We start from the raw sequence: 18,198 nt of genomic DNA, 5'->3' as shown, positions 1-18,198 counted from the left end.
GGAGAGAGCAGAATGGATACGATAGAAAAAGTAAGGATGAATAATCCTCTTATCCATAATATTACGAATATTGTTGTAACCAATTTTACCGCAAATGGCTTATTGGCCATGGGAGCATCACCTGTCATGGCCCATGCACATGAAGAGGTTGCCGATATGGCGAAAATATCCAGCGCCGTAGTGTTAAACATGGGGACACTTGATGAAAAGGCAGTTAAGTCTATGATCATAGCAGGAAAATCTGCCAATGAACATGGTGTGCCGGTTGTCTTTGATCCGGTTGGGGCAGGAGCAACAATTTATCGTACAGAATCAGCAAAACGGATTCTTGAGGAAGTTCAGGTTACGATACTTAGAGGAAATGCTGCAGAAGCTTCCCATTTAATTGGAGAAGAATGGAACATAAAAGGTGTCGATGCTGGCGATGGGAAAGTGGACGTAATAAGCTTGGCACGGAAAACCGCCCAAAAGTTTGGCTGCATCTCAGTGATTACAGGCAAAGAAGATGTGATTACAGATGGAAAAACTGCCTACCTGTGCGGGAATGGACATCATATTTTAACAAGGGTAACAGGGACAGGCTGCCTGCTTAGCTCTGTCACGGCGGCATTTGCAGCCTCATCTTGCAATCCTCTAAAAGCAGCTGCAGAGGCTTGCGCTTTTTATGGAGTGGCAGCCGAGCTGGCAGCCGAGAAAACGCTGGTAGATGGCCCAGGAAGTTTCCAGATTGAATTTCTCAACCAGTTATCGAAGGTTTCAGTAAAAGAACTCGATGAAAGACAGAAAATCCGTGTTATCGAGTGAAAGGAGAGTACAAAGATGACAAAATGTAAAGCCTTAACAATTGCTGGTTCTGACAGCAGCGGGGGGGCAGGCATACAGGCTGATATCAAGACCTTTCAAGAGCTTGGAGCCTATGGTATGTCTGCCATAACAGCTGTAACTGCACAAAATACGCTTGGTGTCCAAGGAGTCTATCCTCTCCCGCCCCAAGCAGTCAGTGATCAATTAGACGCCATAGCTGTTGACATGGGATTAGATTCCGTAAAAACAGGCATGCTTTTCAGCAGTGAAATTATTAAAACAGTTTCAGAAAAAGTGAAAGAATATCGAATGAAAAACCTGGTGGTTGATCCGGTAATGATTGCAAAGGGAGGAGCATCTCTGTTAAAGCAGGAAGCTGTAAATGCGCTAAAAAAACACTTGATTCCGCTGGCAAAGGTAGTTACTCCTAATATTCCTGAAGCGGAAGCATTAACGGGAAGCTCTATTACTTCCTTGCATGAACGGGAACAAGCTGCAATCAGAATCTTTGAAATGGGAGCAGAATTTATCGTCATTAAAGGCGGACATGATGAATCAGGCGATAAAGTGATTGATTTGCTGTATGACGGGATTAATTATATCTATCTGGAAAGCAGCAGAATAGACACCAAACATACACACGGAACAGGCTGCACATTCTCAGCCGCAATTGCCGCAGAGTTAGCCAAGGGCAGCAGTGTCATAGATGCTGTCAGAACAGCCAAACTATTTATCCAGGCGGCAATCGAAGAAACTCTTTTCATTGGCGGAGGTCACGGGCCTACGAATCATTGGGCCTATCAGCAAAGAAAGAGAGAACAAGATTATGTTAAGAAATGATAATAAATCAGTCCGTGAATATCTGAAAGTTTATCTGATCATGGGCAGCTTAAATTGCCTGAAGGATCCCGTTCAGGTTCTGCAGGAAGCAATAGATGGCGGAGTCACACTTTTTCAGTATCGTGAAAAAGGAAAAGGTTCATTAAGCAAAAATAGTAAAGAAAAGCTTGCAGAAACACTGCAGGCCATCTGCAGGGAGAATAACATTCCTTTCCTTGTAAATGATGATATCGAATTAGCTATGAAACTTGATGCTGATGGAGTACATATCGGCCAGGATGATGATTCTGCTGAAGCTGTAAGAGCACTGATAGGGAAAGATAAATTACTGGGGGTTTCTGTGCACTCGTTAGAAGAAGCTGAAAAAGCCCTGCACGATGGAGCAGATTATTTAGGAATCGGCCCCATTTATGAAACAGCCACAAAAAAAGATGCAAAAGCTGCAAAGGGAACAGATTTAATCAAGGCTATCCGTAAAAAAGGGATATCTATTCCAATTGTCGGGATTGGGGGATCCATCCGGGAAATGCCGGAAAAATCATTGAAGATGGCGGAGACGGGGTCTCTGTTATTACCGGGATAACGCATCCAGCATCCTCAAAGAATGCCGCTGAAGAATTGCGGCATGAAGTATTCGGTGCAGCCTCACTATAAAACGGCAAAAGCAGTGATTTCACAGGATTTTACTGCTTTTTGCTATGTGTACTTTGGTTAACTCCCATATCATTCTTGTATAAGCTATTCCTTCATAGTGCTCTTTAAGCTATATTTAGTACAAGAGAGGAAAAACTGGTTTACTAGCCGGCAGAACTCCTATCGGAAATTTTACTAAAAAAACATAAATGATTATACGGAGAAAAATATGAAGCCATTTACTGAAAAAGTCATAACGATTATTCAAAATATCCCGGCAGGAAAAGTAATGACATATGGACAAATTGCCAGCTTGGCAGGAAGTCCGAGGGGCGCGAGACAGGTGGTCAGGATTCTTCATTCGTTATCTGAGAAGCATGACCTTCCATGGCATCGTGTTCTTAATGTTAAAGGGGAAATAGGATTTAAGGATTTTGCTCAAAGCAATGAACAACGGTTAAACCTGGAATGTGAGGGTGTTACATTTATTGGCCCTTATGCCATTGATTTAGAAAAACACAAATATAATCCCTTGAGCCACTTCTGAAACAAGCCATTAACATAAATAAAATAGGCTCTTTTATCCTTAATAATTGATTTCTGACAATTAAATTTCGGGGTTAATTATGAGCATTGTATCTGTTATCCGGGCCTGCGACAAGTTATCTAACTATTTATCGCAGTTATCAGGAAGCAAATGGCTGTTACGAAAGATAATGGTGTCATAACAAGCTTTTCCTTTTTACTTTTGGACATCGCATTCATTATCGTATTTACTAATAAATAACATGCAAAAAAGTAACAAGCTCCTTTAGCAATGTTTTTTAGAAAATCGACCGAGATTATATTGCCCGCTTGAAGTAAAAACAGGATTGCAGCCAATTGAACTAATGCCGAAACCGCACATGCAGCTCTCATTTGCTTTGGCATCACTTTATACTTGCCGCCCATTGCCAAATCTCCGTATGGCAAACCCAGAGCTAACAGCATGTACAAAATAGCAACTGCAAAAAAAGCAGCACTTCCAATAATTGCCGTGATCATTTTTCCGCCTCCATTAAATATTTTTATAATAATACTACACATATAGCCTTTTGAAAATTCAAGAATGACGTTTAGCATACTGAAAAAAAGGCATTGAAATACACAGGATTTCAATGCCTTTTTACATTGTAATTGACTAGAATTTCATTTTTTAGGCTCTTTTCCATATGGGTTACAGCTTATACTCGCCCTGATAAGTGGGGTGAATTCCACTATCCTGTTTGTTGAGAGGGAATTAGAATTCATGCTCAGAGTTCCGCTACCATCGTAATAATTCGGCTTATCTTCCAAGTTTTTCAGCTCCATCTTATTCTTTTTTACGAAACAATCTTACTTTTTGCGGCTGACTCAGATGTGCTTTTTAAGTTTTTTAACACATTGACGGTGAAGCAAATGATTCCCAGGCTCATAACTGTTGCACCAGCTGCAATGAGAGGCTCTACAGAGGAATTTCCCGATTCTAGCCAAATAAGGCCAAGCATCATAACCGGAAGTCCGATATTATGAAGCCAAAAATGAAACTTAGCGAGCTTTTTTTCTGCAAGTGCAGGGTACAGTGCATAAATAAGTCCCGATAATGCCAATGAAGTCCATCCTAACAAATTTATATGCGCATGTGACGGGGCATATTGAAACTTATGGGATATAGACATGAACATGCCAAAGCCAATTCCAATTAAGAAGTATATGACCGAGATTTTCAAAAATCTGATGCCCATTAAAACACCTCCAAATGTCCTAGGATAATTAGATTATATGATTTGTTTTCTGTAAAAATCAATATATTCTGAAAAAATAATGAGTTAATGGGCATTAACAGCGATTGGAAACTGATTACTTGCTGGAAGTCTGTTTGATTAAATACTGAAGAAGAGATCGAAGCTTTTGTTTTTTTGGAGTATTTAATTTAATGATACCATTTCCTTCTTCCTTTCTCGGATTGCCTAAAGTCACCGTATGCTGCATGAGTAAATTAAAAATTTCCGGCTCTGTGATCATGCGTTTCCAAATAGTTTCGTACTTTTCAATAATAAGCGCTGCAGCTCCGGATACATGCGGCGCCGCCATAGAAGTGCCAGACAAGACACTATAAGAGTTTACAGGATAGGTTGATAAAATCTGCTCGCCGGGAGCCACCAAATCTACTTCACTATTAGAATTGCTGAAAGAGGAAATTTGCTGCAGCAAATTAACAGAGCCCACTTCCACAACCTCCGGATATGCTCCAGGATAGCTGTATTCATCTATTGAAGCAGATCCATCTCCCTCATTTCCCGCTGCACAAACTACCAGTATATTTTTCCTGACGGCATGTTTTATTGCCGCGTGTATGGAAGGATTATCCTCTGGGCCTCCTAAAGACATAGAGATGACCCTTACCTTTTCTCCAGCCGGGCCTGTCCAATTAACAGCATATTTTATAGCTGCAGCGATATTTTTATCTGTACCTTCTCCATTTGCGTCCAATGCCTTCAAAGCCAAAATTTTCGCTCCAGGTGCAGCACCCGATACGCCAAATGAGTTCTTGGCAGCAGCAATTGTGCCGCTTACATGTGTTCCATGACCATTATTATCATTGTAATTTGCAGGAGTACCATTATAATCGCTGGTAAAATTGTATCCATCGATAACTTGTCCGATTAAATCTGGATGTGAAGCCTGGCATCCTGTATCAATGACAGCAACAACAATATTTTTCCCTTTATATCCTTCCTTCCAAAGAGAAGGAGCCTTTATCAGCTTAATTCCTGGAGGCACCTCGAAAACATCCGTTAAATTTCCTTCCTGCTTGAAGGGAATTAATTTATAAAATGACACCTTTTTCAGCTCCCTTTGCTCGTAGGACAGTAAACCAAGTAAAAGGATTCTGCCCTTATGGCATTCGCAAATATGAAAACAATCAAATCGAGCAAACGCTCATTGAAAGTTCATCTATTATGTTATGAAGCAAAAAGAGTTTTTGACATGAATGTTCGTCTATCTTTGCTGTAGGAATTACAAAACTTGTCCATTAGTTTGGCAGGGGAGAAAAACCATTGAAATACAGCAAAAATTTTCAGAATATATTGACATAAAAACATTTTAGGCAGTAAGATTGTAGTAACATAACAAAAAAATAATAAGCGAATAAAAACCGTTATACGATTTTGTAAGCGTTTACTAAATGAAGGCGGAGGATGCTGATGATTATCCATGCAATCGAAACGGCAGATCGGGAATGCATCGAAGAGCAGCAGCTGAAGGGTTTGAGGGCAACACTATCGCATGTATTTAAAAACATCCCATTTTACAGGGAGGCATTGGAGGATAGAGGACTCCATCCCAGCATGTTTCAGGATTTCAACGATTTAAAAAAGCTTCCATTTACAGAAAAAAAGGATTTGAGAAATCACTATCCTTTCGGGATGATGGCGGCTGAAAGAAAAGATTTATTGAGGATTCATGCATCTTCAGGCACAACAGGAAAGCCCACTATAATCGGATACACATCAAAAGATATAGAAAGCTGGGCGGAAATCGTGTCGCGTGCCATAGCTGCTGCAGGCGGAAGCCCTAATGATGTCCTTCATAATGCTTATGGATATGGGCTGTTTACCGGCGGCCTTGGTATTCATCATGGATCAGAAAAGCTCGGAATTGCCGTAATCCCGGCCTCCGCAGGAAATACTGACCGGCAAATCACACTAATTGAAGATTTGAAGCCTGATATTCTTTGTGCAACACCATCATATGCCCTGAATATCGCGGAAAAAATGCTCGAGATGGGAAAAAACCCTAGGCAGACTTCATTAAAATACGGAATATTGGGTGCCGAGCCATGGTCAGAGGAAATGAGAAATAAAATAGAAAATGTTCTGGATATCAAGGCCTGTGATATCTATGGCCTTAGTGAAGTAATAGGTCCTGGAGTTGCGATTGAATGCCATGAAGCGCAAGATGGCATGCATATCGCAGAGGATCATTTTTATGTAGAAGTAATTGATCCAATCACAATGGAGAACGTAGCAGACGGAGTTGACGGTGAACTGGTTTTTACCAGTTTGCAGAAGGAAGCCTTTCCGATTATCCGCTACAGGACGGGGGATATTGCTTCCATTACAAGAGAGGCATGCAAGTGCGGAAGAACGACCATGAGAATGTCCCGAGTGAAAGGCCGGATAGACGATATGCTCATTATCAGGGGAGTTAACGTGTATCCTTCTGAAATTGAGCACTGTCTGATGCAATTTAAGCAGGCTGCCCCGCATTATCAGCTGGTTATCGAACAAAATGGATCGCGCCAGGACGTGATTTTGTATGCTGAAATTACAGAGGACACATACTTGGAAATGAAAGGGAATCTGAGCTGTACGGCCGCTGAAGATTTAACACAGGCCATTCAGCTCCGCTTAAAAAACTCCTGTCTGGTAAACATGGAGGTAAAATTACTGTCTCCAAAAACCATTCCAAGATCTGAGGGAAAAGCTGTCCGGATTGTTGACTTAAGAAATATGGAACTGATCAGCCAGTCCACACAAAAATAAAGAACTTAAGTGAAAAGCCGCATAGAAAGGAGAAATCACATGGAGGGAACCGCTCATTCTGAAAGGATTTCCGAAGAGGATAAGTTTCATAGGTTCATGAAGAAAATTGAAAACGGGGAAAAAATAGAAGCAGACGACTGGATGCCTGACGAATATCGGCACACACTGATAAAGCTGATATCGATGCATGGAATCAGCGAGATTATGGGTGCGCTTCCTGAAAAGGAATGGGTTCCAAAAGCACCCACATTAAGAAGGAAATTAGGAATTATGGCCAAGGTGCAGGACGAGATGGGACATGGACAGCTATTGCTTAGGGTTACAGAGGATTTACTGGCCCCTCTTGGCAAGAACCGCAAGGATATTATGGAGGACTTATTCAGCGGAAATCTTAAGTTTCACAATGTTTTTCACATGGAATCGCCGACATGGGCAGATGCGGGAATTATTGGCTGGCTGGTTGACGGGGCAGCCATCATTACACAAACGAACATGCTCGGGGCCTCTTATGGTCCGTATGCCCGGGCACTTCAGCGGATTTGCGCCGAAGAAGTGTTTCATGCCCAGCACGGGGAATCGATCATACTGGCCATGACAGAGGGAACCAAGGAGCAAAAACAGATGGTCCAGGATTCCTTTAACAGATGGTGGCCGTCATTGCTGATGTTTTTTGGGCCAGCCAGTGCCGATACTACAGGGGCGTCAAAGCAGGATGTAACGATTAAATATAAAATCCGCACCAAAACGAACGAACAGCTGCGGCAGGACTTTTTCACCAAATACATTCCAAGGGCTCTGTCAATCGGATTAAAGCTGCCTGATGAAACTATGAGATTTGATGAGGAAGCAGGGAAATGGTTATACCAGCAGCCTGATTGGGAGGAATTTAAGCTAATCGTCAAAAATAAAGGGCCCAAGTCACAGGACAGGCTGCGCTTAAGGAAACTTGCCTATGAAAACAACAGCTGGGTACTGGAAGCATTAAAGCCGGATAATCAAAAGGCTCAATAAAGAGGAGGGTCACATTGGAGGGTAAAGAAAACAATTCCACGGCATTTTACGAGGTCTTTGAGATATTTAGTAAAAGAACACCTAACTCTAATATGCAGCATCAATTTAGTTTACTGGCTCCAAACCATGATATGGCCCTGATTTTAGCCAGGGAAAACTTCATGCGCAGAGAACCTGCTGCAGACATCTGGGTTGTCAAACGCTCCAGTATAAGAAAAATGACCGAAGAAGAAAGGGAAGTTTTGCCGCGTCTAGATAATAAAGATTACCGGACAGCAAAGGGATATAGTTATCTCAAGAAAAAGTGGCGGGGCTATGAACAAAACATGCTCGATGAAAAAGAAATACTGTCCTGGGGTGAAAATAAAGAATGATTATAAAGACAGCAGCAGACGCGAAAAATGAACAAAGCTATCACAAAGCCCTTAATGAATTGCTGCTTCAGCTGGCAGATGATGATTTTATCCTTTCCTACCGGGGATCAGAATGGCTCGGGCTTGCTCCCCATATCGAGGAGGATGTAGCTTTTTCATCCATCAGCCAGGATTTGATGGGGCATGCAGTCTTGTATTATCAGCTTTTGAGCGAGCTTGGCGCCGGCAGCATAGATGCCCTGGCGCACGAAAGACCTCCGGAAGAAAGGAGGAATGCCATTCTTTTAGAGCTTGTGAACGGAAGCGGCACATATCTGGAGGAACCAAGGTTTGACTGGGCGTTCACGGTAGTCCGCCATTATTTTTATGACATGTATAAAAAAATCAAGCTGGAGTCACTTATACATTCATCCTATCAGCCTTTATCACATGCAGCTGTAAAAATTAAAATGGAACAGCATTATCACCTTATGCATTGGGGCATTTGGTTTAAACAGCTGACAATGAGCGGCGGTGAAGCAAGGTCAAGAATGACTGCAGCTGTCAGCAGGGTGTGGAACGAACTTGAAGGTTTGCTGACACTTGGCCCACTGGAAGGTCAGATGGTCCAATATGGCTTGATTGAAAGTTGTTCCATATTGAAAAAGCGGTTCTCACAGCAAGCTGCTAAATCTCTTGAAGAAGTGCAGCTTGCCCATGGAAATTCTTATGGAATGATATCCGGAAATGGACGCGAAGGGGAGCATACCGCTGATATGGTGAAGGCATTAGTTACACTTTCAGAGGTTTACAGAATGGATGAGAAAGCTGTGTGGTAAGGCAAATACCCCAGCAGGAGGCAATGATGCTATATGACACGGCCAAACAAAAGTATGGAAGAAGAAATTTGGGAAGCGATGAAGTTTGTGTATGATCCGGAAATTCCCAATGTAAGTCTACTTGATTTAGGTATGATCGAAAGTGTTTCTTTTAATGATGGAACAGCCAGAATCGAAGTCCTTCCAACCTTTTCAGGATGTCCTGCGCTTGAAATTATTCGAAAAAACATCGAAAAAGCAATCCTGAAGTTAAACGGCGTGGAAAAAGCATATGCAGAATTTATTTTCCATCCTCCCTGGACAACAGACAGAGTCTCACTTTCTGGAAGGGAAAATTTGAAGAAGAACGGAATTGCTCCTCCCCCAGAATATTTGAAAGAAGATGGCACCTGGCATGTAAATTGTCCATACTGCAGCTCTCCTTACATCACCATTGAAAATATTTTTGGTTCAACTGCCTGCCGCAGCATTTTATATTGCAAATCTTGCAAAAATCCTTTTGAAGCAATGAAGTTTATTTCTGTAAATCTCTAAAATTTATAAACGATAAGGGAGAAGATAATATGTTTAAAATGATGGCTTTGTTCAAAAAACCTGAAAACCAAGAAAGCTTTGATGAATATTATTATGGCACACATATACCTTTAACTAAAAAAATTCCTGGGCTTCAGGATCTCCGCATTACTAAAATTACCGGATCACCAATGGGTGAAAGTGATTTTTATTTATTATGCGAAATGTACTATGAAAGCAAGGAAGCCTTTAAAGAGGCTTCACGGACAGAAGAGTCCAAGGCTTCAGGTAAAGATGTCATGAAGTTTGCCGGAGACATTGTGACATTTATGTTCGGTGAAGAAAAAAATGATTAATGGCGAATTTATTGAAACAGAGATACGGGGAAGCTTAGGCATTGTAAAGCTTAATAGGCCGAATGTACTAAATGCCTTGAACACCAGAATGATCTCTGAAGTGGCACAGACCTTCCTGGAATTCGAGAAGAATGAAAGAATAAAAGTCATTTTACTGACTGGAAATGGCCGGGCTTTTGCAGCTGGCGCGGATATTTCGGAGATGGCGGATAAAGATAGCATTTCACTTGAACTCTTAAATCAGTTCAAGGATTGGGACCATATCATTTCCATAAAGAAGCCTATAGTCGGTGCTATTAATGGTCTTGCTTTGGGCGGAGGTTTCGAGCTTGCTCTTTGCTGTGATGTTCTATTCGCCGCGGAGGATGCAAAATTTGGTTTTCCTGAGGTGAATCTGGGTATAATGCCTGGTGCGGGCGGGACCCAAAGGCTCACGAAAGCACTGGGGAGGGCACGGGCCCTTCAATGGCTTTGGACTGGTGACATGATGAGCGCACAGGAAGCCTATACATATGGGCTTCTTACAAAAATTATGCCAGGTGAGCTTTTGATGGAAGAAAGCCTGAAATTTGCTGAAAAGATTGCAGAACAGCCCATTCTTTCCATTCGCCTGATTAAGGAATCTGTAAACAAGGCCATCGACTATCCACTGCAGGAAGGAATGCAGTTTGAACGTAAAAATTTTTACATGCTCTTTTCAAGTGAAGATCAAAAAGAGGGCATGAAAGCATTCATTCAGAAACGAAAGCCTTCTTTTAAAGGAAAGTGAGGGTTAGGTATGTATGAAAACATCATGTTTGAAAAGAGAAACAATGGCGTGGCAAGGCTGACATTAAACAGGCCTCAGCAGCTGAATGCATTTACTGAAGAAATGCATATGGAAATGCTTCAGGCCCTGAAGGAAACTTCACGGGACGGGAATACCCGCTGCCTTGTCATTACTGGAGAAGGCAGGGCGTTTTGTGCAGGGGAGGATATACAAGGACTGGGTGAAGAAACCGATCATGGAGAAATACTGAGAAAAAGGTATAATCCCTTAATTTCTGCCATTGCAAATCTTGAAAAACCTGTCATCGCGGCCGTTAACGGAATTTGTGCCGGTTCCGGATTCAGCTTGGCGCTTATCTGCGATTTTATGCTAGTTTCAGAAAAAGCCAGCTTCGTTTCTTCCTTCATGAATATCGGGCTTGTTCCTGATTCCGGGCTGATGTATCTTTTGCCGAGACTGGTGGGGAGAGCAAAGGCGATGGAAATTGCCGTACTGGGAGAAAAAATATCAGCTATGGAGGCAAGGAGCCTGGGAATAGCAGGAAGGATTATATCTGAGGATTATTGGGAGAGTGAAATAGAGGGATTTTCTGCAAAGCTGGCTTTGATGCCAACCCTTGCCATCGGGCTTGTTAAAAGATATATGAATGAAAGCTTTTCTGTCACAATTGATGAAATGCTCTCAAAGGAAGCCTCAGCTCAAAGGATTGCAGGGCTTTCAAAAGATCACAGAGAGGGAGTGGCTGCCTTTTTTGAAAAAAGGAAGCCGCACTTTCAGGGAAGATGAACAAAAGGCGAGCAGAAATTTATGGGTAAATGCTCCTCTTTTATAATCATCTTTCTTTAAATGAAAGGAGAGTCAGATGATTGAACATATTGCAGTTATAGGCTCAGGTGTCATGGGGAGGGGAATTGCCTGCACAGCAGCAATTTCTGGTTTTACTGTCACACTTGCCGATATTAAAATTTCAGCCTTGGAAAGTGCGAAAAGAGAGATAGAAACGATTTTTTCCAAAGGAATTGAAAGAAAAAAGATTTCCGAAGCAGAAAAATCTTCTGCGTTAGACCGCCTGTTTTTTCAAGCCAGCATTGAAAATGCGGTTAGAAGTGCTGAGTTAGTCATAGAAGCAGTTACCGAAAACCTGGAAATAAAAAAGAGGGTATTTGAAGATATAGAAAAGTTTGCGAATGATGATTGCATCTTTGCTACGAATACTTCAACGATGAGCCCTACTGAAATAGCGGCTTTTACTAAAAGGCCAGATAAAGTAATTGCCATGCACTTTTTTAATCCCGTTCATAAAATGCCTCTGGTTGAAATTGTAAAAGGGCTGGAAACAAGCGATGAAACAGCTGAAGCAATAAGAAGAACTGCCGAGAGGATGGGAAAGGAAACTGTTGTCGTGAATGAATTTCCCGGGTTTGTTACAAGCCGCATCAGCGCCCTTGTCGGCAATGAAGCATTTTTGATGCTTCAAGAAGGCATCGGGACAGCTGAAGAGATTGATAAGGCAATAAAATTTGGCCTGAATTACCCGATGGGACCATTCGAACTGGGGGATTTAGTAGGGCTTGACACCCGCCTCAATAATTTAAATTATCTTCATAGCAGGCTTGGCGAAAAGTTTCGTCCTGCACCTCTTCTCATTCAATATGTAAAAGCGGGAAGGCTGGGGAGAAAATCGGGCAAAGGGGTATTTGAATATGGAAGTGACGGTACAAAAATAGAGCGATGAAAAGAAGGTGCGGATCTGGAAGAAGCGGTAATTGTCGATGCAGTCAGGACTCCAATAGGAAAATACAAGGGCGCGCTTAAAGATATCCGCCCGGATGATCTTGGTGCCATTGTGATTAAGGCACTGGCAGACAGAAATCCCCTGGTTCCTCTGGGTCAAATTGAAGATGTGGTTCTTGGAAATGCAAATGGTGCAGGCGAGGATAACCGGAATGTCGCCCGGATGTCCGCGCTGCTTGCCGGATTGCCGGTTGAAGTCGCTGGAACCACAATCAATCGGTTATGCGGTTCAGGTCTTGATGCATTCAATTATGCTTCCCGTGCAATTAAAGCAGGTGAAGGAGATATATTCATTGCCGGAGGGACTGAAAGCATGACAAGGGCACCGTTTGTCATAGCTAAACCAGATACGGATTTCCCGCGCGGAAGCTTTGAAGCACTGGATACTACCATTGGCTGGAGATTTATTAATAACAAGCTTGCAAATATGTACAGCACAGATTCAATGCCGCAAACTGCAGAAAATGTGGCAAAAAGGTACGGAGTGACAAGGGAAGATCAAGATGCCTTTGCATATCAAAGCCAGCAGAAAGCTAACGCAGCCATCCTTCAAGGCAAATTAAAGGAAGAAATTATCCCTGTTACATATAAAAATAAAAAAGGCATTGAACAAACGGTAAATCAAGATGAGCATATCCGTCCTGACACGACCCTGGAGAAACTGAGCATGCTTCCTCCTATTTTCAAGGATGGCACAGTAACTGCCGGAAATGCTTCCGGGATCAATGATGGTGCGGCCGCCCTTCTCCTAATGAGTGCTTCTAAAGCCAGGAAACTTGGCATTAAGCCAATTGCCAAATTCAGGTCTTCTGCAGTGAGCGGACTTGATCCATCCATAATGGGACTGGGACCTGTAGCTGCATCCAAAAAAGCACTGTTACGTGCATCACTATCAATGAAAGAGATTGGCTTGATAGAACTGAATGAAGCATTTGCCTCTCAATCTCTTCAGTGCATACGGGAGCTCGAAGCAGATATAAGCAAGGTTAATGTTAATGGGGGCGCCATTGCATTCGGCCATCCGCTTGGGGCTAGCGGTGCAAGAATCCTGACAACTCTTGTACATGAAATGAAAAGGAAAAATACAAAGTTTGGCCTTGCTACCATGTGCATAGGTGTCGGCCAGGGAATTGCGACCGTAATTGAACTGATATAGTGTAAGCTTAAGTGCATGTATGAGGAACCAGAATCACTGATTGCAGGGACAGTTAGAAATTCTTTGGGCCTGCAGAGATCGCTATGGTGTTTAAAAGAGCTGCGGGTGCTGGCACTGCGACGGAAAGAATCAGTCAGAAACAACAGAGTCTATGAATGAAGAACCTTTTCACGAAGTAGTGAAATTTTGAATGGATTGACTGATGTGATTGATACATGGGAAAATGCAGAAAGGAATAATCACATCAATTTAAAGGCAGTGAATGAAATGAATGGGAATTTGAATACCAGATCCATGATTTTTACAATATATGGGGATTATATACGCCATTATGGCAGCGAAATTTGGATAGGCAGCCTGATTCGTCTTTTAAAAGAATTTGGCCATAATGAGCAGTCTGTCCGGGCAGCGATTTCTAGAATGAGCAAACAGGGGTGGGTGATGGCCCGGAAGGAAGGAAATAAAAGCTATTACTTCCTGACAGAACGCGGCACAGACAGAATGGACGAAGCGGCAAAAAGGATTTTTAAATTAAAACCGGATAAATGGGATGATGAATGGCGCATGCTTATTTACTCGATACCGGAAGAAAAGCGGCATCTAAGGGATGAGCTGCGCCAAGAACTGATTTGGAGCGGGTTTGGCACAATATCCAACAGCTGCTGGATAACACCGAATTCCTTAGATAAAGAGGTTAACAGCCTTATTAATAAGTATGGAATCAGTGAATATGTCCACTTCTTCACTGCTCGATATGAGGGACCGGAGGAAAATGTACGGCTTGTCAGGAAATGCTGGGATTTAACCGGAATCAATGAAAAGTATCAGCAGTTTCTTTCTGATTATCAGCAAGAATATCATAATGCAAAAAATAAATTTCAAAGCAATGGCCTATCCGACGCAGAATGCTTTGTGCAAAGAACCAAGCTTGTGCATGAGTATAGAAAGTTTTTATTTATTGATCCGGGACTTCCTGAAGACCTGCTGCCAGAAAAATGGCTGGGCTCGCCAGCAGCTTCACTGTTCAGTGATTATTATAAGCTATTGGCTGAGCCGGCAAGCCGATTCTTTGAAGAGGTCTTTCAGGAAGGAAATGTGCTCGAAAATAAAAATTTAGAATATGACTTTTTTAAGCATCCGCTTCTTATAAAGGAATGAAAAAGGAAAATAGATTTGCTGTAATGCAGGACTGTGCTTCACTTTTGTAAATAGGCATATCCTGACTATTTACAAGGCAAAGAAACAGGAGCATCAATTTCGCGAAAACTCTTCCTTGAACTTTTTCCCTTTTTGGAAATATGTATCAATTGTAATGGCAATAACGGTTTTATCCTGTTCTGTTAACTCCCTGGCCACCTTGCCTGGTGAACCGAGTACAAGGGAATGCGGGGGAATGATTTTGCCGGCCGGAATAAAAGTGTTTGCCCCGATCAGAGATCCTTCACCAATGACTGCACCATCCATAATAGTGGAGCCCATACCAATCAAAGCTCCTTTTTTCACATGGCAGCCATGAAGGATCACATTGTGGCCAACTGAGACCTCGTCTTCTAGAATCAAAGGAAACTCTTCATAAAGATGCAGAGTGCAATTATCTTGTACATTGCATTTTTCCCCTATGGAGATGGGCCCTTCATCACCGCGTAGAACTGCATTGAACCAGACGCTTGAGTCTTTGCCGATTGTTACATTTCCTATGATTTTAGCCCCCGGCGCAATAAATACAGAGTTATCAATGCTAGGTGTTGTTCCATCAAAAGAATAAATCATACATTCCCTCCTCATCATAAAGAAAGCGCTACCAATCTATTATAACATAATAAAGGGAGGTTACTGAGAAATGAATAGACTTTGCAGGATACTGAATATTAGCGTTCCCATCATCCAGGGAGGAATGGGTAATATAAGCTCTCCGCAGCTGGCAGCCGCAATTTCAAATGCCGGGGCCCTGGGGATGATTGGTTCAGGAACGATGTCACCGCCAGAGGTTGAAGCAAAGCTTAAAGCCGCACTGGAAATGACAAACCGGCCAATTGCTTTAAATATTGCTGTCAGTGTTTCTCCATATACAAAAGAGCTGATAGATCTGGCAATTAAGTATAAACTTCCTTCTGTTTCGCTGTCAGCTGGAAATCCTGTCCCATATATAGATTGTCTTCACAATAATGGAATAAAAGTGATGGCCGTGACAGGAGCAGTTAAACATGCGAAAAAAGCCGCAGCAGCAGGCGCTGATATTATAGTCGGCGAGGGTTATGAAGCTGCTGGCATCAATTCACCGCTGGAAATCACCACTTTAGCTCTGATTCCCCAGCTGGCAGATGCTGTAGATGTGCCTGTCGCTGCAGCAGGAGGAATTGGTGACGGAAGGGGGATAGCCGCTATGATGGCCCTAGGTGCAGAAGGTGTCCAAATGGGAACACGTTTCATAGCTGTAAAAGAAGCGCCATTTTCGGAAACGTACAAACAGAGGGTTATAAATGCTGGTGACCAGGAAACAGTTGTCATCGGAAGAAGTGTAAATAGGATACGGCGGGTATTGAAAAATCCATTTATTAAAGAGATTTCTGCTAAGGAAGAAAAAGGCATGTCACTTAGCGAATTCAGCCGATTAACAGATGAAGAGCACCATATGCTCGGGGCAATTGAGGGTGATGAAGAAAAAGGTTATTGCAACAGCGGTCAAATTGCCGGCCTTATCAATCGGGATTACAGTGCAGAAGAGCTCATTAAAACAATGATTGACGAAATGTATCAAACCATTGACCGCCTCAAGAAATTAAGGGGTATATGAGAATATGAAAGACATTGACCTTATTTGCTGCAAAATGATAATATAACGTTAAATAAACGTCATTTTTTTTAGCGGCATACTATTTTTCAATCGGAATAATGTAAGCGATTACAAAAAATGAGGTGCTGATTAATGAAACCAGGAATGGAGGCAGGACAGCAAGCTGAACACCAATGTGCTGTAACGAAAGAAATGTTTCCCTGTTTTGAAGGAGAAGTCATTCACCCTGTTTATTCGACTGTATCCATGGTGCATCATATGGAATGGACGGCAAGAAAACTGATTCTGCCTTATCTTGAAGAAAACGAAGAAGGGATGGGGACTGCGGTCAGCATGAAGCATCTTGCGCCAGCAGCTGAAGGCAGTGTGATTACACTTCGGGCTGCTATCACCAAATTAAAAGGCAGCCTGGTGACTGCTGAAATCAAGGTATATGACGAAACACGTCTTATTGGTGAGGGCAGTGTTGTCCAAATTATTCTACCCAAAAGTGAGATTGCCAGAATTATAGACAGCAGCAAGAAATGCTGACTCAAAAAGAGCAGCCTTAGCGCCCTGCGGCAGACCTTTTAAGGAGAGAGCGCCCGGTCACAATTAAGTAATGGGAGGGCTTTCTGCCATTTTATGAAAAGGAGCTTACATAATGGATATTTTCACTAGTATGCACGAGCATGAACAGCTTGTGTTCTGCAATGATCCTGATTCAGGACTGAAGGCCATCATTGCCATACACAATACAACACTGGGGCCTGCGCTTGGCGGCTGCAGGATGATGCCTTATCAAAGCTTTGATGCGGCGCTGGAAGATGTGCTTCGTTTATCAAAAGGAATGACATATAAATGTGCAGCGGCCGATGTAGATTTTGGGGGAGGGAAATCAGTTATTATCGGAGACCCGGTCAAGGATAAATCACCTGCATTATTTAGGGCATTCGGCCAATTTGTAGAGTCGCTGAAAGGCCGTTTTTACACTGGCACTGACATGGGAACAGCACCGGAAGATTTTGTGCACAGCAAAAAGGAAACCAATTGCATCGTGGGAATACCGAAAGAATATGGAGGAAGCGGAGACTCATCCATTCCGACAGCCCTTGGTGTGATATATAGTTTAAGGGCTGTTAATCGGAGACTTTGGGGCAGAGATTATCTGGATGGCAAAACAATAGCGGTACAGGGACTCGGCAAGGTTGGTTCCAAAGTAGCGGAAATGCTGTTAAAGGAAGGAGCCAGCTTATACGTTACAGATATCAGTAAAAACGCCGTGCACTCATTCCTGGAATCCTGCAAGGAGTTTTCAGGATCTGTAAAAGCTGTTTCCGGACAGGACATTTACTCTGTGCCTGCTGACATTTTTGTGCCATGCGCCCTAGGGGGAATCATTAATGACCATACGATAGAAGTACTGAAGGCAAAAGCCGTGGCCGGATCCGCGAACAATCAGCTGCTTTATGCAAGGCATGGGGAGGTCTTATGGGAACGGGGAATTTTATATGCTCCCGATTATATTGTAAATGCCGGCGGGTTAATCCAGGTTGCAGATGAGCTTTATGGGCCAAACAATGACCGGGTTCTCAAGAAAACTCAAGGAATTTACAATTCATTGCTTGAAGTATTTGAGAATTCAGAGCGTGATTCTATCTGCACAGCAAAAGCTGCAGACATGTACTGTGAAAAAAAGATCCAATCAGGTAAGAATAGAAGCAGTTTTTTCTCTCACTATAAAAGGCCCAAATGGGATATTCATATATAAAAATTTAGGAGGAGAACC

Annotated in this window: 21 protein-coding genes and 1 pseudogene; 18 read left to right on the top strand and 4 right to left on the bottom strand. The window is 42.5% G+C overall.

The window, feature by feature from the left end; genetic code table 11:
• Positions 1-12: 12 nt before the first annotated feature.
• The 4 genes and pseudogenes from thiM (at position 13) to ACN6MY_RS14355 (ending at position 2,824) form a co-directional block, all read left to right on the top strand.
• Positions 13-804 carry a hydroxyethylthiazole kinase gene (gene thiM / locus ACN6MY_RS14370; protein WP_419880809.1) on the top strand — a complete coding sequence of 264 codons (792 nt, stop codon included), beginning with the start codon at positions 13-15 and terminating at the stop codon, positions 802-804.
• Positions 805-819: 15 nt separating this feature from the next.
• Positions 820-1,644, top strand: a complete 825-nt coding sequence (gene thiD / locus ACN6MY_RS14365; protein ID WP_419880808.1) for a bifunctional hydroxymethylpyrimidine kinase/phosphomethylpyrimidine kinase — start codon at positions 820-822, stop codon at positions 1,642-1,644.
• Positions 1,631-2,298, top strand: a pseudogene (gene thiE / locus ACN6MY_RS14360) (thiamine phosphate synthase). The gene thiD and the pseudogene thiE overlap by 14 nt, the downstream one beginning before the upstream one ends.
• A 208-nt stretch (positions 2,299-2,506) precedes the next feature.
• Positions 2,507-2,824: an MGMT family protein gene (locus ACN6MY_RS14355; RefSeq protein ID WP_419880807.1), complete on the top strand. Its 318-nt coding sequence runs from the start codon at positions 2,507-2,509 to the stop codon at positions 2,822-2,824.
• 119 nt (positions 2,825-2,943) lie between these two features.
• Here ACN6MY_RS14355 and ACN6MY_RS14350 read toward each other — a convergent pair whose 3' ends face one another.
• The 3 genes from ACN6MY_RS14350 to ACN6MY_RS14340 all read right to left on the bottom strand — a co-directional run bounded on the left by ACN6MY_RS14350 (position 2,944) and on the right by ACN6MY_RS14340 (position 5,139).
• Entirely contained in the window at positions 2,944-3,321 is a 378-nt protein-coding gene (locus ACN6MY_RS14350; RefSeq protein WP_419880806.1) for a hypothetical protein, read from the bottom strand.
• Between the two features lie 317 nt (positions 3,322-3,638).
• Complete coding sequence (locus ACN6MY_RS14345; protein ID WP_419880805.1) at positions 3,639-4,040, bottom strand: cbb3-type cytochrome c oxidase subunit I; 402 nt, start codon at positions 4,038-4,040, stop codon at positions 3,639-3,641.
• A gap of 115 nt (positions 4,041-4,155) precedes the next feature.
• A complete protein-coding gene (locus ACN6MY_RS14340) occupies positions 4,156-5,139 on the bottom strand; it encodes a S8 family peptidase (RefSeq protein ID WP_419880804.1) in 984 nt (327 codons plus the stop codon).
• Between the two features lie 365 nt (positions 5,140-5,504).
• Here ACN6MY_RS14340 and ACN6MY_RS14335 point away from each other — a divergent pair, with 365 nt between their 5' ends.
• The 11 genes from ACN6MY_RS14335 to paaX all read left to right on the top strand — a co-directional run bounded on the left by ACN6MY_RS14335 (position 5,505) and on the right by paaX (position 14,794).
• On the top strand, positions 5,505-6,845 hold the full coding sequence (locus ACN6MY_RS14335) for a phenylacetate--CoA ligase family protein (protein ID WP_419880803.1): 1,341 nt from the start codon (positions 5,505-5,507) through the stop codon (positions 6,843-6,845).
• 39 nt (positions 6,846-6,884) lie between these two features.
• The gene (paaA, locus tag ACN6MY_RS14330) at positions 6,885-7,856 is read left to right on the top strand and encodes a 1,2-phenylacetyl-CoA epoxidase subunit PaaA (RefSeq protein WP_419880802.1); all 972 of its coding nucleotides are present in this window, start codon (positions 6,885-6,887) and stop codon (positions 7,854-7,856) included.
• 92 nt (positions 7,857-7,948) lie between these two features.
• The gene (paaB, locus tag ACN6MY_RS14325) at positions 7,949-8,230 is read left to right on the top strand and encodes a 1,2-phenylacetyl-CoA epoxidase subunit PaaB (protein ID WP_419884173.1); all 282 of its coding nucleotides are present in this window, start codon (positions 7,949-7,951) and stop codon (positions 8,228-8,230) included.
• The gene (gene paaC, locus ACN6MY_RS14320; RefSeq protein ID WP_419880801.1) at positions 8,227-9,048 is read left to right on the top strand and encodes a 1,2-phenylacetyl-CoA epoxidase subunit PaaC; all 822 of its coding nucleotides are present in this window, start codon (positions 8,227-8,229) and stop codon (positions 9,046-9,048) included. The genes paaB and paaC overlap by 4 nt, the downstream gene beginning before the upstream one ends.
• Positions 9,049-9,081: 33 nt before the next feature.
• Entirely contained in the window at positions 9,082-9,582 is a 501-nt protein-coding gene (gene paaD, locus ACN6MY_RS14315; protein WP_419880800.1) for a 1,2-phenylacetyl-CoA epoxidase subunit PaaD, read from the top strand.
• Between the two features lie 29 nt (positions 9,583-9,611).
• The gene (locus tag ACN6MY_RS14310; protein ID WP_419880799.1) at positions 9,612-9,917 is read left to right on the top strand and encodes an EthD family reductase; all 306 of its coding nucleotides are present in this window, start codon (positions 9,612-9,614) and stop codon (positions 9,915-9,917) included.
• Positions 9,910-10,686, top strand: coding sequence for an enoyl-CoA hydratase-related protein (locus ACN6MY_RS14305; RefSeq protein ID WP_419880798.1), 777 nt, complete (start codon positions 9,910-9,912; stop codon positions 10,684-10,686). Before ACN6MY_RS14310 ends, ACN6MY_RS14305 begins: the two co-directional genes overlap by 8 nt.
• Before the next feature lie 9 nt (positions 10,687-10,695).
• Complete coding sequence (locus ACN6MY_RS14300) at positions 10,696-11,472, top strand: enoyl-CoA hydratase-related protein (protein ID WP_419880797.1); 777 nt, start codon at positions 10,696-10,698, stop codon at positions 11,470-11,472.
• Positions 11,473-11,548: 76 nt separating this feature from the next.
• Positions 11,549-12,421 carry a 3-hydroxyacyl-CoA dehydrogenase gene (locus tag ACN6MY_RS14295; protein ID WP_419880796.1) on the top strand — a complete coding sequence of 291 codons (873 nt, stop codon included), beginning with the start codon at positions 11,549-11,551 and terminating at the stop codon, positions 12,419-12,421.
• A gap of 15 nt (positions 12,422-12,436) precedes the next feature.
• The gene (locus ACN6MY_RS14290) at positions 12,437-13,636 is read left to right on the top strand and encodes a thiolase family protein (protein ID WP_419884172.1); all 1,200 of its coding nucleotides are present in this window, start codon (positions 12,437-12,439) and stop codon (positions 13,634-13,636) included.
• Positions 13,637-13,903: 267 nt separating this feature from the next.
• On the top strand, positions 13,904-14,794 hold the full coding sequence (paaX, locus tag ACN6MY_RS14285) for a phenylacetic acid degradation operon negative regulatory protein PaaX (RefSeq protein WP_419884171.1): 891 nt from the start codon (positions 13,904-13,906) through the stop codon (positions 14,792-14,794).
• Between the two features lie 93 nt (positions 14,795-14,887).
• Here paaX and ACN6MY_RS14280 read toward each other — a convergent pair whose 3' ends face one another.
• The gene (locus ACN6MY_RS14280) at positions 14,888-15,406 is read right to left on the bottom strand and encodes a gamma carbonic anhydrase family protein (protein WP_419880795.1); all 519 of its coding nucleotides are present in this window, start codon (positions 15,404-15,406) and stop codon (positions 14,888-14,890) included.
• Between the two features lie 70 nt (positions 15,407-15,476).
• Between ACN6MY_RS14280 and ACN6MY_RS14275 the strand changes: the two genes are divergently transcribed.
• The 3 genes from ACN6MY_RS14275 to ACN6MY_RS14265 all read left to right on the top strand — a co-directional run bounded on the left by ACN6MY_RS14275 (position 15,477) and on the right by ACN6MY_RS14265 (position 18,180).
• The gene (locus ACN6MY_RS14275; protein WP_419880794.1) at positions 15,477-16,430 is read left to right on the top strand and encodes an NAD(P)H-dependent flavin oxidoreductase; all 954 of its coding nucleotides are present in this window, start codon (positions 15,477-15,479) and stop codon (positions 16,428-16,430) included.
• Positions 16,431-16,562: 132 nt separating this feature from the next.
• The gene (locus ACN6MY_RS14270) at positions 16,563-16,961 is read left to right on the top strand and encodes a thioesterase family protein (RefSeq protein WP_419880793.1); all 399 of its coding nucleotides are present in this window, start codon (positions 16,563-16,565) and stop codon (positions 16,959-16,961) included.
• A gap of 112 nt (positions 16,962-17,073) precedes the next feature.
• Positions 17,074-18,180 (top strand): Leu/Phe/Val dehydrogenase, encoded by a 1,107-nt coding sequence (locus ACN6MY_RS14265; protein WP_419880792.1) that lies wholly within the window; start codon positions 17,074-17,076, stop codon positions 18,178-18,180.
• The last annotated feature ends 18 nt before the right edge of the window (positions 18,181-18,198 follow it).

This window comes from Peribacillus sp. B-H-3, from assembly GCF_048572925.1.
Classification (GTDB): domain Bacteria; phylum Bacillota; class Bacilli; order Bacillales; family DSM-1321; genus Peribacillus.
Note: the sequence above shows the minus strand (reverse complement) of the source record. Positions and strands in the feature narration are given on the sequence as shown.

What these genes read in the sequence shown, in the direction of transcription:
- thiM (WP_419880809.1), top strand. Translation starts at nt 13, where the DNA reads ATGGATACGATAGAAAAAGTAAGGATGAATAATCCTCTTATCCATAAT.
- thiD (WP_419880808.1), top strand. Translation starts at nt 820, where the DNA reads ATGACAAAATGTAAAGCCTTAACAATTGCTGGTTCTGACAGCAGCGGG.
- ACN6MY_RS14355 (WP_419880807.1), top strand. Translation starts at nt 2,507, where the DNA reads ATGAAGCCATTTACTGAAAAAGTCATAACGATTATTCAAAATATCCCG.
- ACN6MY_RS14350 (WP_419880806.1), bottom strand. Translation starts at nt 3,321, where the DNA reads ATGATCACGGCAATTATTGGAAGTGCTGCTTTTTTTGCAGTTGCTATT.
- ACN6MY_RS14345 (WP_419880805.1), bottom strand. Translation starts at nt 4,040, where the DNA reads ATGGGCATCAGATTTTTGAAAATCTCGGTCATATACTTCTTAATTGGA.
- ACN6MY_RS14335 (WP_419880803.1), top strand. Translation starts at nt 5,505, where the DNA reads ATGATTATCCATGCAATCGAAACGGCAGATCGGGAATGCATCGAAGAG.
- paaA (WP_419880802.1), top strand. Translation starts at nt 6,885, where the DNA reads ATGGAGGGAACCGCTCATTCTGAAAGGATTTCCGAAGAGGATAAGTTT.
- paaB (WP_419884173.1), top strand. Translation starts at nt 7,949, where the DNA reads ATGCAGCATCAATTTAGTTTACTGGCTCCAAACCATGATATGGCCCTG.
- paaC (WP_419880801.1), top strand. Translation starts at nt 8,227, where the DNA reads ATGATTATAAAGACAGCAGCAGACGCGAAAAATGAACAAAGCTATCAC.
- paaD (WP_419880800.1), top strand. Translation starts at nt 9,082, where the DNA reads ATGACACGGCCAAACAAAAGTATGGAAGAAGAAATTTGGGAAGCGATG.
- ACN6MY_RS14310 (WP_419880799.1), top strand. Translation starts at nt 9,612, where the DNA reads ATGTTTAAAATGATGGCTTTGTTCAAAAAACCTGAAAACCAAGAAAGC.
- ACN6MY_RS14305 (WP_419880798.1), top strand. Translation starts at nt 9,910, where the DNA reads ATGATTAATGGCGAATTTATTGAAACAGAGATACGGGGAAGCTTAGGC.
- ACN6MY_RS14300 (WP_419880797.1), top strand. Translation starts at nt 10,696, where the DNA reads ATGTATGAAAACATCATGTTTGAAAAGAGAAACAATGGCGTGGCAAGG.
- ACN6MY_RS14295 (WP_419880796.1), top strand. Translation starts at nt 11,549, where the DNA reads ATGATTGAACATATTGCAGTTATAGGCTCAGGTGTCATGGGGAGGGGA.
- paaX (WP_419884171.1), top strand. Translation starts at nt 13,904, where the DNA reads ATGAATGGGAATTTGAATACCAGATCCATGATTTTTACAATATATGGG.
- ACN6MY_RS14280 (WP_419880795.1), bottom strand. Translation starts at nt 15,406, where the DNA reads ATGATTTATTCTTTTGATGGAACAACACCTAGCATTGATAACTCTGTA.
- ACN6MY_RS14275 (WP_419880794.1), top strand. Translation starts at nt 15,477, where the DNA reads ATGAATAGACTTTGCAGGATACTGAATATTAGCGTTCCCATCATCCAG.
- ACN6MY_RS14270 (WP_419880793.1), top strand. Translation starts at nt 16,563, where the DNA reads ATGAAACCAGGAATGGAGGCAGGACAGCAAGCTGAACACCAATGTGCT.
- ACN6MY_RS14265 (WP_419880792.1), top strand. Translation starts at nt 17,074, where the DNA reads ATGGATATTTTCACTAGTATGCACGAGCATGAACAGCTTGTGTTCTGC.